This window comes from bacterium (Candidatus Blackallbacteria) CG13_big_fil_rev_8_21_14_2_50_49_14 (genome assembly GCA_002783405.1).
In the GTDB taxonomy this organism is placed as follows: Bacteria; Cyanobacteriota; Sericytochromatia; order UBA7694; family UBA7694.
This window is the reverse complement of sequence record PFGG01000075.1, coordinates 199,682-212,521: the sequence shown is the minus strand read 5'-3', so window position 1 is coordinate 212,521 and position 12,840 is coordinate 199,682. Positions and strand designations below refer to the sequence as shown.

10 protein-coding genes are annotated in these 12,840 nt (G+C 49.9%); 4 read left to right on the top strand and 6 right to left on the bottom strand.

Annotated elements, in window-relative coordinates:
- The first annotated feature begins 32 nt into the window (after positions 1 to 32).
- Positions 33 to 1,217: a hypothetical protein gene (locus tag COW20_22300; protein ID PIW45089.1), complete on the top strand. Its 1,185-nt coding sequence runs from the start codon at positions 33 to 35 to the stop codon at positions 1,215 to 1,217.
- Here the strand turns inward: COW20_22300 and COW20_22295 are convergent.
- From COW20_22295 to COW20_22280, 4 genes are read right to left on the bottom strand one after another with little or no spacing between them, the layout of a single operon-like run.
- On the bottom strand, positions 1,166 to 2,008 hold the full coding sequence (locus COW20_22295) for a hypothetical protein (GenBank protein PIW45088.1): 843 nt from the start codon (positions 2,006 to 2,008) through the stop codon (positions 1,166 to 1,168). The two genes, COW20_22300 and COW20_22295, sit on opposite strands and share 52 nt — an antisense overlap.
- Entirely contained in the window at positions 1,999 to 3,114 is a 1,116-nt protein-coding gene (locus COW20_22290; GenBank protein ID PIW45087.1) for a hypothetical protein, read from the bottom strand. The genes COW20_22295 and COW20_22290 overlap by 10 nt, the downstream gene beginning before the upstream one ends.
- Positions 3,111 to 3,869: a hypothetical protein gene (locus tag COW20_22285; protein ID PIW45086.1), complete on the bottom strand. Its 759-nt coding sequence runs from the start codon at positions 3,867 to 3,869 to the stop codon at positions 3,111 to 3,113. The genes COW20_22290 and COW20_22285 overlap by 4 nt, the downstream gene beginning before the upstream one ends.
- 9 nt (positions 3,870 to 3,878) lie before the next feature.
- Positions 3,879 to 4,811: a hypothetical protein gene (locus COW20_22280; protein ID PIW45085.1), complete on the bottom strand. Its 933-nt coding sequence runs from the start codon at positions 4,809 to 4,811 to the stop codon at positions 3,879 to 3,881.
- A gap of 331 nt (positions 4,812 to 5,142) precedes the next feature.
- Between COW20_22280 and COW20_22275 the strand changes: the two genes are divergently transcribed.
- Together COW20_22275 and COW20_22270 are read left to right on the top strand one after the other, a co-directional pair.
- The gene (locus tag COW20_22275; GenBank protein PIW45084.1) at positions 5,143 to 6,324 is read left to right on the top strand and encodes a hypothetical protein; all 1,182 of its coding nucleotides are present in this window, start codon (positions 5,143 to 5,145) and stop codon (positions 6,322 to 6,324) included.
- Positions 6,324 to 7,493 carry a hypothetical protein gene (locus COW20_22270; protein PIW45083.1) on the top strand — a complete coding sequence of 390 codons (1,170 nt, stop codon included), beginning with the start codon at positions 6,324 to 6,326 and terminating at the stop codon, positions 7,491 to 7,493. The genes COW20_22275 and COW20_22270 overlap by 1 nt, the downstream gene beginning before the upstream one ends.
- Here COW20_22270 and COW20_22265 read toward each other — a convergent pair.
- A complete protein-coding gene (locus COW20_22265; protein PIW45082.1) occupies positions 7,475 to 9,268 on the bottom strand; it encodes a hypothetical protein in 1,794 nt (597 codons plus the stop codon). The genes COW20_22270 and COW20_22265 overlap by 19 nt on opposite strands.
- Positions 9,269 to 9,365: 97 nt before the next feature.
- Between COW20_22265 and COW20_22260 the strand changes: the two genes are divergently transcribed.
- Positions 9,366 to 10,244 (top strand): hypothetical protein, encoded by an 879-nt coding sequence (locus COW20_22260; GenBank protein PIW45081.1) that lies wholly within the window; start codon positions 9,366 to 9,368, stop codon positions 10,242 to 10,244.
- On the opposite strand, the gene COW20_22255 is transcribed toward COW20_22260, so the two are convergent.
- Positions 10,241 to 12,838 carry a hypothetical protein gene (locus tag COW20_22255; GenBank protein ID PIW45080.1) on the bottom strand — a complete coding sequence of 866 codons (2,598 nt, stop codon included), beginning with the start codon at positions 12,836 to 12,838 and terminating at the stop codon, positions 10,241 to 10,243. The two genes, COW20_22260 and COW20_22255, sit on opposite strands and share 4 nt — an antisense overlap.
- Positions 12,839 to 12,840 lie beyond the last annotated feature (2 nt).

The following is a 12,840-nucleotide window of genomic DNA, read 5'->3' as shown; positions in this document are numbered from 1 at the left end:
AATGTGCTCAGCTCCTCAGAAACGAGACGAAGATGTTTCAACTCAAGCTTTGTTTTATTGACAGCGGGGATATGGACTATACGCCGGAAAGCCCCTACCAGATTCCTTTGGGAGGATCTCAGTCTGCGCTTTGCTATCTGATGGCTGCGCTGGGAGAACGGGGGCATGAGGTGACCTTGCTCAATGCCACCACGACTCCGGGGCATTACCGTGGTGTGGAATGCCTGACCCTGACAGAAGAACCCGAAGCTATTTTTGCCGATAGGCATTTTGATGCTGTGATCAGTTTAAATTCTTTGCAACCTCAAATCACGGTGCGGCCTTTTCTACCAGAGAATACCCCGCTTTTACTGTGGACCCAACATGCCGTCGATGAGGCCAGTATGGTGGCTTTACAGCATGTGCAGGTTCAAGAAGCCTGGGATCGTTTTATCTTTGTCAGTCGCTGGCAATTGGATACTTACCGGCAGAAATTCAATTTACCTTTTGAGCGCCTCAGTATTCGCCGCAACGCGATTGCACCTGATTTTCATTATCTTTTTCCTGACCGAGCGGCCTTGGCTGTGGCCAAAGCAAAAGTGCCCACTTTGGCCTATACCTCGGTGCCTGGGCGTGGATTGGCGGTCTTAATCGATATTTTTCCTTTGATGCGCGAAATTTTTCCGCAATTGCAGCTGAAGGTTTTTTCTTCATTGAAAACTTACCAAGAATCTGAGGAGCAGCCTTGGCTACAGGAGCTTTACCAGCGTTGTCGGGAAACTGAAAATGTAGAGTTGGTGGGTTCTTTGCCCCAGCCTGAATTGGTCAAGGAATTGTCCAAAGTGCATCTACTGACCTATCCCAATACCTTTAGTGAAACTTCGTGTATTGCCGTAATGGAGGCCATGGCCTGTGGTTGCGATATTATTACGACACAGATGGGAGCCTTGCCTGAAACCACAAATGGTTTTGCCAAATTGGTACCACCTGAGCCCCGTGAGAATTATGCCCGTCGCTACCTTTCAGCTTTGACCGATGCGCTGATGCTTTGGTTGAAAGAGCCTGAAGAAGTTCTGAATCGTCTCAGCCGTCAGGTTTTATATGCCAATACAGCCTATACCTGGCAGGTGCGTATTTGGGAGTGGGAATCGCTTTTGTACCAGGTCTGTCACAACCGGGGGCAGTCTTATTGGCCGCCCTCTGTGCCCCGCCCTGAGACCTGGGCGACCACGCCATAATCCTTGATTAAGCGCTGGGGAAGATCCGTGCGGCCGGGGTGAAAGAGCAGACCTGGTTCATGACGGCTGGGGGCCAAAGGGCCAATCCGTTCACGGTTTTTTTTCGCCACAGCGCTGTCTTCGCCCTCTGGGTGAACTTGGTGCTCGCCCCAAACATCAATTGCAAAGGCCTGAGGAACCCCCTGTGCGATCAAACGATTGGCAAAGGCGACGTCTTCATAGCCCCAGCCGCTGAATCGCTCATCAAAGCCCCCTGCTGCGGTGAAGAGACTGCGGGAGAGGGCCCAATTTCCTCCCCAGGCGTAAATCTGGGGATGCTGGAACATCTCAGGGGGGCAGGTAAGTTTTTCCTCTGGGGTAAACCAGAGGCGGATATCGCGAATATTGACCTGACGACCAGGAATCAGTTGTGAGGTAACACTTTCAGGTTTGTGTGAGCCAAAATATCCCCAAATCGCGCTGGGTGGAAGCGCTTGATAGTATTCGTGGTAAAAGCTCAGGGCCTGGGGGTTGAGCAGGATATCTCCTGAAAGAAAAACCAGTCTTTCGCTGGAGAGGGCCTTCACCGCCCGGTTATAAGAGCGGCTCATGCAATAGTCATGGGGTCGCCAGTCATAGCTCAGGGGCAGTTCTGTCTGAAAGGCTTTAACAATGGCTGCGCCCCGTTGGGAACCGTCGTCCACAATATGAATTTTTTCTGCCAGTCGATTTTGTTGGCTTAGCGCGCTTAAACAGGCTCGCAGGTTATCTTCCCGGCCAGGGGAGGTCAAAACAATCACACTCAGCGACATGGGGTCTGCAGTTGCCACAGCTCTTGTTTGAGACGAGAACTGTGGAAAATCTGTGGAAAATCGGCGTCTTGATGGAGCAGTATCTGTGCCAGGGCCTGGGCCAGCCAAGGCATCTGCAGGAGTCCTTTGGTGGCAAAGGCTGAAAAAACAAACAGGCCTTGGCTGCCGGGTACGGGGCCCACCAGGGGTTCCCGATCATGGCGGACGAGGGTGCGCACACCTGACCAAATCTGCATGACTTCGGCCTGTTCAATTTCAGGCAGATAGCTTTGCAGGGGAGCTTTGATTTCAGCAATGCTCCAGGTTTGTTCGCGTTTTTCATGCCAAGGGTAAAAAGTCGGGCCGGCCAAAGCCTCTTCACCGCCCAAGGGCATCAAATAGCCCCCGCTGCTCAGTGCGGCAGGCAGTTTTGAAAACGCAGCAGAGCGTAGGCGCAACACTTCGCCCCGAATACGTTCCAGGGGCAGCAAAGGAAACCATTGGGGCAGCTCTTCACCGGGGGCCAGAATGACCTGAGCAAAGCTTTCTCGTTTGACTTCAGTTTCTAAGCGCCAGCCCCCCTCCTCTGGTTGCAATTCTAAGACCTGCTCTGTTCTGAGCTTGACTCCTGCACGTTGAAGTCTGTGTAAAAGGGTCTGGATTAAGCGAGGCATCCAGACCTGAAAAGCGGGTTGCACCATAAAATTGTTTTCGGGCAGATGATAAAACAGGCTGTAATCAGCTCTTTCCTGGGCTGAGAGCGGATAAATATGCTGCTGGAGTTCAGGGCTGAGCCGCGCCTGGGAGCGTTGAAAGCGTTGCAGGGTTTGAGCTGTGCTGGCCGGACGCAAGAGGGACAGCGCTTGGTAGAGGGGGGTGTCATTTGTGTTTTGCAGCTTGTTTAACCAATGCTGGCTGAATTGATAGGCCTGCCAATAGCCAGGTTTGGGTTCCAGACTGCGGCCTGGGGTGGGGTGCATCAGGGCTGCGGGCAGACCAGAAGCCCCTGCTCCGGGCTGGCGAGACTCAAAAATTTCAAGTGTTTGGGCTGAAACACCAGCCTCCAGCAGGGCATGGGCCAGCCCCAAACCTGCCAAGCCAGCTCCGATAATGGCAATCGCTGTCATTTTAGATATTTTTCCCGTAAAAGCAGGTTGTAGTCACTCAGCACTTCAGCATTTTTTGCTGCCAGGGTCATTTCCCGTTTATTGCCTGAACCTTTGCGAGAAGCCAGGTGCAGGCCTGCTTTTGCCATGGCTTTGCGCACGGCGGTGGCGGCTCCATAGGTTGCTAAAATACCCGTTTCACTTAAAGCCTGTGCTTCCCAATCAAAACAAGCCTGATTCCAGCCTTCGGGGTTTGCCGCCGGGCCGAAAGGATCGTGATAAAGGGCTTGAAATTTAAGTTTAGGGGGGAGTGCGACCTGATCCCAGGAGCAGTGATAAAGCACCAGTTCGATATTTTGAAACTGGGCTTGGCAGTGGCTGTTTGTTTTGGCCTGTTCAAGCACAGATTTCAACAGCTCGAATAATTGGGGCTCTTTCAGCCATTGGCTATAATGCAGCTGATTTAAGCGGGCTGCTTCTAAGGGCGCATTTTCAACCACATGGTAGCGTAAACAGCCGCCAGGTTGTTTGTCTAAAAAAGCTTCTGCGGTAACCAGAAAATTCATACCCGGACCCAAGCCCAATTCAAGCACCTGCCAATCGGGTTTTTGGGCAAGCAGATGGGTCCCCTCAAGAAAGACATAGCGGGCTTCTTCGCGGGCTCCTTGCAGGGAGCGGAAATAGATATTCTCGTGTACATTGTAAAACGTATAGGAGCCATCTCCCGTTTGAATCGGAACAAGTTGCACAGTCATGGGATTCTCCTTGGGGCGCATGCCTTCAGTTTAGCGCAGGGGAATCACCTCATCCAGCTTATCCTGCAGATGTTCGAGTCGAACCACCAGCAGATGGTAAAGATCCGTCAGATTTTTGTGGCTAAAACCCTTATTTTCAAGTTCATCAATCTGATCGGCCAGAGTATCACAGCGATCCAGCATGTTTTCGAGTTGGACCTCTGTTTCTTTGACACGTTCGAGGGTCGGTGATTTGAGCATGGCCACTGTCACGGTGATGACTTCTCGCTCGAACTCCTGAAGATGGGGAACCAGGACTTGCATTTTTAGCGAGGCCTCATAAATACCTTCTTGGCGTTTCAATGCTTTTTCGAGTATTTGCATCGCCTGTGCCAAATCACTGGTGTCTATTTCCGTTTCGACGCGTTCTCTCTGTTCACAGAGCCAGGCATAGTTGTTTTTTCGATTCTCGGTGTCTTCTGCCAATTGAGCCAAGGCATCGGGTTCAAGCACAGGCACAAAGATGCCCTGGCGGTGAAGACTGTGGATCTCTTTGTGAATTTTTTCGGCCAAAAGATCATAGAGTGCATCATGATCTGGTATTGCTGAGGCTGGCTGTGTTGGCTCTGTTTGGGGCTGCGTAAAGGGTTGGCTCAGTTGCGCCTGCAGTTTTAGGGCCTCTGGATGCTGGGGTGTTACTTCGAGAATCAGACGCAGGTAGCGTTGGGCCTGGTTCAGATTGCCAGCCAGACCAAAGATATAGGCCGCAGCCAGAGCAGAGCCCTGATCGCGGTGATGCAGCCGCAGGGCTTGTAAAAACTGAGTCAGAGCTTCGGTGAGGCGCTTGTTGTTTTGATAGCCTTCTTGTTGGGCTGCCGCAAGCAGTTTAAGCCCAGACAAATAGAATTCGCGGGCCTGATGATGGCGGTTTTGATCCAGGTGGCTGGCGCGCTGGCGCAGGTGGGCCAGTTCTTTCAGATTCAAGTGAAATTTCCTCTCTGTTTGCAATTCAGATCAGACAGGATGCTTGGTTTTTTTCTGGAGCACAGATTTTAGTATTGTACTTATTTTTTTTAAGAATACAAAGACCTGAATTTCTACTTGTCAGAAAGGTTTTATACTTCTATTTCTTTGTTTTAAATTCTCGAAAACAAGCGATATTGGCTTTAAATGTCTATTAGTAATCTTGAATTTTCAGCCTGAACCCCTTCTTTATCTTTATAAAATGTATTGAATTAATTTGAAAAATAAGCTGCAAATTTCAGCTTGAACATTTACAATAAGAAATATCATGATCTAAGCCAAGGAGATTTGCATGCCTGAAATCCATTCCTCTGTACCACGCGTGGCAGACCCCCTAAGTGCGCCCTTGCCCCCAAGTCCAGGTACCCCTGTTTCCAAAACCAAGGTTCCTGCTTTGAATACCTCTCAGCGCATGTTAGAGCAGGTTAAATCCAGCACAGATCAAACCCACCGTCTGAAAGAATTAACGGGTTCTGAAGCCGTAGGGAAATTGGAGCACGATCTGCAAGGACAGAACGCCTCTGTTTTACAAAGTCGGAGCGGACATTTGGCCAGTGGTTTAGCTGGATCTTCGCTTGAAAAAGATCTGCAACGGGCCGAAACAGAGATGGGACACCTCAAATCGGGCTATAAGCAAGGTATGCAGGTGGTTTCTGATTTAGAGGGAACCGCCCGTTTGATGAAGGGAGAAGTGACTGCGGATACGCTCAAGTCAGGCACGCAGACCTTGAGCCGTTTGGAGCAGGCCATAGGCAGCCGATCGGGAATGTCAAAAACCTTGAAAGATGTGGATACTGTTTTATCCAGCAAAAAGGATGTTGACCAATCCTTGGCGCTGATGGATGGTAAAATCAGCGCTGAAAATCTTCGCTCAGCCACACGCGTCACACAAACAGCAGCTCAGCTCAGCGGTCATTCTGCAATTGCAAAGGGGACGGGCAAGGTTTTGGCTCCTCTGAATGCGGTTTGTTCAGGCAAAGCCAGTTTGAAAGCCTGTGAAAAATTGTGGGATGAACCCAATCTTGAAAATTTGCATGAGGCTGGCAGCCAGGTAACCCAATTTTTGAAGGATCTGAAGGCCAGTATTGAGCTGGTTCCTGGCGGTCATTTATTGACACGGGCGATTGATAAACTTTTAAAAAGCGTGGTGCCTGGTGCCAACTTGATTGCGTTGGGAGATCAGTTTCTCAAAATGGTAGGCCAGGTGAAATTGGCGATTGATAAACCCACCGCACTGAATATTTCCAATGCTGTGCTTGAGGTTGTGAAAACGACTGCCAGTGCAGGCCAATTGGCCGGGGGAGTGGTGGGCTATGCCAGTGCCGCGGTTTATACCGGGGCAGAGTTTGTGCAGACGCTTGTGAATACGGATTGGAATACCATAGGAACCAAAGTCAGTGATTCAGTGAGCAGCATGGTCAGTTCAGCCAGCTCCTATTTGGGGAGTGCGACACGCTGGTTAGGGTTCGCCTGATGTCGTCGGTTGCTGTTTTAGAAGAAAGCCCGGGGCATTACCGCCTATATTTTGCCTTGCCGACTGATTTGCCTCCACAGGATGTACAAAACTGGCTGGCTCTGGAACTGGATGCCTTTTTAATCCAAAAGGGGCGTCAGCTCTGGGATTTGCCCCAGATAGAGTCGCAGGATGATCGGGGCGTGTCTGTGTTGGCCAGGGTCTTTCCCCCCGTTTATTTGCCTGAATTGAGTTTGACTCTCGAGCTTCCGCCTGTTCAGCAAGTGACAGAGGAACTGCTTCAATCCCATTTGATTGAGCTTCAATATGCGCTGGCACAGGCAGAAGAGGTCATGCGGCCTGTGGCACAGGGGGATCGTATTTGTTTTGATTTTTATGCTGAAGTGGCGGGAATACCTTTGCCGGGAGCTTGCCAGTCTTATGCTGGCAGGGTACGGAATGATTTGATTGCCCCCGGTTTTTTTCAAAACCTCGTGGGTTTGAAGCCGGGCGAATCGCATCAGTTTCAATGGGATTTGCCTGGCGCAAGCGGAGCGAATTGCCACGTCTATCTCCAGAAAGTAGAGGCTTTGGCACTCCCCCCTTTGGATGATGCTTTTCCCTCGCTTTCGGGTCTGGGAGTGGATTGGGCGGCTGCTTTTTCAAACTTACAAGCGCAGCTTTCTGAGCGCTATCAGGCACAATGGCAGCAATTTGTAAGGCGTGGGCTGCTTTACAGCCTGGCTGAGCTTGCGCAGATTGAGATTCCTGAAGACCTCTTTATTGCACAGCAGTTGGCGCGCTGGAACCGTGAAGAAGGAGCTGCTTTAGCGGCCTGGAGCTTATCTCAGGGCGAACGGGACCGGGCTTTTGAACTCTGGCGTCAGCAACCTGAAAATTTTGAACAGGATTATGCCGATTTACGTCTGGCCCTGGTGGTGCGTGAAGTTGTTCAGCAGGAAGCACTTGAGATCCGCGCTGAAGAATTGGCGCTGCTTTTAAAACCCTTTGCTGAAAGATTTGAGATGACGCTTGCCGAAATTCATGCGGCTTTGACTGAGACTGGGGCTTTGCAAAGCTTATTGGATCAGGCCTTACAGGAAAAAGTTGTGGATTTGCTTGTGCAGCGTGCCTGTTTAACCCGCGAAGGCAAAAGAGTCGTGCAAGCGGGTCAGTCCTTGCTGGCGTGAACAGTGCGGAACCAGGCGGCCATCTCTTGGGTATAAATTGGATTATTGAAGAGAATTTGTTTTCTTGCCCGGATACGTTGGCGTAAATCCTGACGGTACGCTGGCTGAGTTGCTATTTTCAGTGCTTTTTCAATATAATCCTGTTGGTCATGGGCAATGCCGTCGTCAAGGCCCATCAGTTGGTAAAGGCCTGTGCCGATCCGACAGCGTAGAAATTCACTGGGAAGTGTGACCAGGGGCGTATCCATCCAGAAAGCCTGAAAGGCCAGGTTGCCAGCCCCCAAGCGCAGGCTGTCCATGATCACATCTACCTGGGCCATGAGACTGAGGAAATCAGGTTGGCTGAGCCAGGGTAAAAAGTGAATTCTGTCGCAGAGCTCAGGAAAAACCCCTTGATAATGTTCAAGCAGAACCTTTTCCAGACCCCGATAGCTGATAAACAGCCATTCAGCCTCAGAATCGCGGCGTAAAATTTCAGGAATAATCTGTTCAAATTCAGGATCGACCCGAAAGAGTGTCATGGGGAAAAGGTATAGGTGGCGGTCTTCCGGCAGGCTCAGTTCGGTGCGTGTTTTGATTCTTTCAGGCGTAGGGGGCGGCAGATAGGTCACAATCGGCCCTTCAAACAGAACCAGTTTTTCGCTGTAATGGGCCTGGGCCTGGGGGGCTTCGAAGGCTTTGCCAGAAAGATAATAATCCAGATTGTGTAGGCCACTGGTCATGGGCAGACCGGTCATGGCGCATTGGACAGGGGCCATTCGATTGGAGGCCAAAGAATAGAGAAAAGGATCCTGGCCAATATCCAGATAAAGCAGAATATCGGGCGCGCAGCGGTTGAGAATTTCGAGACAGGGATCGAGATGCCAAGGCAGAATCTCGAAATGGGAGACCGTGGCTTTGATCCTGTCGGTGATGGCATCCTGCTGGTTGCCGCCCAGATAAAAGGCGGTAAGTTCCAGATCTTTTTCCTGGGCGAGGGTTTGAATCACCCCCAGAAAATAATGCATGGTGGAGTGATTCCAAAAAGAAGGCGAGACCATGCCAATTCGGATTTTATCGGATGCTGAAAGACGTGGGGGGGGCGTTGATTGCGCTACGGGCACCATTTTTTCCCAGATCCGGCCAATTTCTTGGGTGGTTTCGCGTTCGTTCAGGCCTTGGGCGAAAATTCCAAAAAGAGGGCTGTCACAGTCAATGCCCCTGGCCTGAATGGCTTCTATGCGTTCAGGTTGTAAATAGCTGTCGAGCTCGGAAAGCTTCTGTAGAAATCTCTTTCGCCAGCCTTCAATTTCTGTGGTTGAAAAATAAATTTGAGGAAAGAGAAAGGTGTTTTCCAAGCGCAAAGGAAAATTATTGGGATAACGCTGCACAGCCTGATTTAAAGCGTTTGCGCATTCGTTGGCCTGGTTGCTGTGTCTGAGCGAGCGGGCCAAATAAATCCAGGATTGCTCAAGATTGTCCATATTGAGCTCAATAATGGCTGAAAAATAGGCAATGGCTTCGGCATAAAGCCCTTGGCCATAAAGTTCGTAGCCGCAGGTGAAAAAATTATGATAGATATCTGCATCCGAAGGGTTGAGCTGAGCGGCTTGAATAAACAAGTCCCGTGCCTGTGCTGTGTTTTTTAGGGCATGCTGGCAGACCGCGAGATAGTGCAGGGCTTCGACCTGAGTAGGGTCGGCCGCCAGTACGGTTTGAAATTTATCGGCGGCTTCTGCATAGTGTTTGTTTTCAAGGGCTTCAAAAGCCTGATCTAAGACTTCGTTGATAGACATGCTAAGCGTGTTTGATGGGGTGTTCGAGAAACCTGACTGCCAGTTTGCATATCTGTATAGTATCCTGAAAAGATAGAATTCACCAGGGGAGAGCGCTATGTACGAACGTATCCTGATTACAGGGGCATCTGGAGGCTTGGGGGGTGTTTTATTTCAGTCATTAAAAGAACGCTATACCGTCCTGGGCACCTGTTTCCAACATCCAGGCAGTGAATTGACGGTTTTGGATTTGCGGGATATTTCTGCGACCCTGAGCCTGTGTGAGCGTTTTCAGCCCGATTTGATTATTAATACCGTGGCCTGGACCGATGTCGATGGCTGTGAGCGTGATTACCGCGTGGCCTTTGAGAAAAATGTACAGACCGCTCTGGCTGTTCGTTTGGCTACTGAAGCCTGTGAGGCCAAACTGATTCATATTTCTACGAATGATATTTTTTCAGGGGCCCAGGGGCACTATAGCGAAAGTGATTTGCCAGAGCCGATTAACCATTACTCCCGCACCAAATATCTGGCTGAGCAGGTGGTTCAAGATTTGCCTCGGGCTTTGATTTTGCGTTTTACCTTTCTTTCTTGGTGGGCCACAGGAAAAACTTCTTTTGCGCGCTGGTTGGTGGAATCGCTTCAGAGGGGCAAAGAAGTGCGTTTATTTCAGGATCAATTTAATGCGCCACTCTATGTGGGCACACTTCTGGAATGGCTGGAGCAACTCTGGACGCTTGAAGGGGTGTATCATCTGGCTTCAGAACGCCGCAGCCGTTGGGATGCGGGCATGGCTTTGGCACAAGCGCTGAATTTAAATACAGATTTGATTCTGCCGGGCTCTTTTAAAACCTCAGATTTACCTGCTCCCCGGCCGGCCGATGTTTCCTTAAGTGCTGAAAAATTACTGCGCGAAACAGGTCTGAAAACTTCGTTGGCGCAAGAAATTGCGAAAATGGTAAGGGCCGTACCTGAGGATTTGCGCACAAGTGGCTAGGAGACGAAGTCTTCCTGTTTTTCGAGTGCTTCAGCTTGATAGGCTGAGATTTGTCCGGTTGTGCCGTCTAAACGTAAAACATAACCATTTTTGAGTTTGCGGGTTGCTTGGGGCAGGCAGGCGATGGCGGGCAGTTTGTATTGGCGTGCCAGTTGAGCGCCATGTGAAAGAGATCCCCCCAACTCCATCACCAAGGCACCTGCTTTGGCCAATGCGGGTTCCCAGGCTGGCTCAAAATAATCTGTAATCAGGATTTCTCCTTGGCGCAGTTCTTTCAGGTCGTCACTGCGCAAGATAATTCGCGCTTTGCCCAAATATTGGCCTGTATTTGCGGGTAGACCTTGTAACTCAAGCGACTCCAGTTTTTGTCGGGCTTGATTTCCCAATTTATTGCCGATTTTTCGTTCATATTTGCGGGCCTGAATCAGTTCTTTCAACTCCTTGATGCGAAAGGCATTCAAGGGGGTTTCAAGCAGATGGCGAATTTCGTTTGTTTCAAGGTAAAAAATATCCTGCTGTGAATCCAGGGGCAAAAAACGACTGATTCCTCCCATCATGCGTCTGAGTACGGGTAGGAACATTGAAATAAAATAGGGCTCGTCTTCTCTTGTCATACTCAGCGTTTGGGTTAAATGCAAAATAATGCGGATCAGAAGAATATCGGGCAATTTCCAGGGGCCGATGGTCTCAAAGATCAAGTGGGTCAGTTCTTCGCGTTGGTTTGGAATGCGTGTATCCCAGAAAATACGCTGGTGTTGAATGGCTTCCTGTAATTCTTGCAAAATACTGTGAGGGGCGTCTACCCAAGAAGGGTAAAGGGGATCCAGACCGGTGCGATAGTAGCCGTAAAGCCCGAAGCTTTCCTTGATCAGATTGAGAAATTCAGGCCCGGATTCCTGACTTTGCAGTTGATCCCACAGGGTGTGGGCGGGTTGATTCTTGAAAAGTGCCAATAAACGGGGTTCGCTGTGAATTTTTTCAAGCATCAGATCCATTTGACTGAGACTTTGTGATTTTCGTCCGGGCAAGCCTTGAAAGAGGATATCATAGACCGGCGGATGCTCCTGGTCTTGAAAATAGTCTTGAAGCAGTCCTGTCAGCAGAGGTTGACCGGTCAGATTCAGACAACGCACCATCAGCAAAGCATCTAAAAGACCCTGAACACTGTCAGCCAGGTTGTCCATTTCCTGAAGCAGGACTTCTGCTTCTCCTCCGGCCGGGTCATTTTCCCAGAAACGTTGAATCTTTTCAAGATATTCTTGATAGAGGGTACGCCAGGTATGTTGCGCTTTGTAAAAGCTGCTGCCCACTTGCCAGAACTGTTTCCAGCGCGCTTGCTCGTTTAAGTCTGTTTGGTAACTGACCAAGGCCTGTTGAAAGAGTTTGGGAATGCTTTGATGCCAATGTGCCGTATAGTTGATCAGGCGAAAAGCAGGCTCAGGTAAGCCTGTGATACCCAAATAGTCGGCTGTGTTTTTTAAAGCCTGCTCAAGCAAGGGGTGTAAAAAACTCCAGCCCAGGGGGGAAAAGGGCTGGCGAAAGTAGCTGGCCACCGTGTCCAGTTTTTCCCATTCTGATTCCTGAACCACGTTGGTGGTCGGTTGTTGGCGTGTCTGGGCCTGGATAAACTGGAAGCCTCGCTCGGTTTTAATCCATTCCAATTCCAAGGGGCGTTTATAGCCTGCCACGGCTTTTTCTGCCATTTCAGCCAGAATCAGCAGATCTGTTTCATTCAGGCTGGCCTGTTTTTGACGGCTGACTTCCAGCTCGCGCTGGGCCAAGCTGCCGTCTTCTTCAACTGCAAAATAAAAGGGCTTGCTGGCGATGGTTTGGCGGCTGATTTTTTTTAAAAAGCGTTGCCAGATAAATTGATCTGGGCTTAAAAGGCCACGGCTGACGGCTTCATTCTGACCCCAGGCGGCTTCAATTAACATTTCCTGGTCGCTGTTGCTGCCGGGATGAAAGCTGAGCAAACTGCCCGAAACTACGGGTTGTGCAAAGGGCTGTACAATGATCGCGAGATCATCCAAACGTTGGGTCAGGGTCTCTTGGGAGAAGCGATAGGCGACAATCTCGTCGAGCCAGATATAGGCCCAGGCGATTTTGAGTGCTTTTTCGAATTCGATCATGCCGCGTATATTCAACATCGGGCGCAGACGTTTGGCAAAAAAGGGATCAGGATAGGGCAGAGAAGGTCTAAGTGCAACAGCAACTTCTTGAGGGTGGGTCAGCTGCCGATAGGCATTGCGGATATCACTCAAGACATCAACAGGCAGCGGGTATTTAAAAAAACTATGCTGAATTAGACGCCCCATCTGTAACGCTTCCTGAAAATTCATATTCTGGGATTGATCCAAAACAATTCCAAAACTTTCCAGACAACGCCGATAGGCATGGGTGGTAATACAAAACGCCGGTTGAACAGGCAGTTTCAGACGCTGAAGAATGCTCAAGTTCAATGCTTTGAGGCCAATGACAGGCAAATTCTTGGGGGTTGCGTCGGAAAGCCAGATGACGTTACTGTTTGTGGAAATCTCTTCCGTCGAGGGATTCCGTGCCACGTTGATGCTTGATCCTTTCAGGTAACCTATCATAT

Excerpts from the sequence above, each read along its gene's own strand:
- COW20_22300 (PIW45089.1), top strand. The coding sequence starts at position 33 with ATGTTTCAACTCAAGCTTTGTTTTATTGACAGCGGGGATATGGACTAT.
- COW20_22265 (PIW45082.1), bottom strand. The coding sequence starts at position 9,268 with ATGTCTATCAACGAAGTCTTAGATCAGGCTTTTGAAGCCCTTGAAAAC.
- COW20_22260 (PIW45081.1), top strand. The coding sequence starts at position 9,366 with ATGTACGAACGTATCCTGATTACAGGGGCATCTGGAGGCTTGGGGGGT.
- COW20_22290 (PIW45087.1), bottom strand. The coding sequence starts at position 3,114 with ATGACAGCGATTGCCATTATCGGAGCTGGCTTGGCAGGTTTGGGGCTG.
- COW20_22295 (PIW45088.1), bottom strand. The coding sequence starts at position 2,008 with ATGTCGCTGAGTGTGATTGTTTTGACCTCCCCTGGCCGGGAAGATAAC.
- COW20_22275 (PIW45084.1), top strand. The coding sequence starts at position 5,143 with ATGCCTGAAATCCATTCCTCTGTACCACGCGTGGCAGACCCCCTAAGT.
- COW20_22270 (PIW45083.1), top strand. The coding sequence starts at position 6,324 with ATGTCGTCGGTTGCTGTTTTAGAAGAAAGCCCGGGGCATTACCGCCTA.
- COW20_22285 (PIW45086.1), bottom strand. The coding sequence starts at position 3,869 with ATGCGCCCCAAGGAGAATCCCATGACTGTGCAACTTGTTCCGATTCAA.
- COW20_22255 (PIW45080.1), bottom strand. The coding sequence starts at position 12,838 with ATGATAGGTTACCTGAAAGGATCAAGCATCAACGTGGCACGGAATCCC.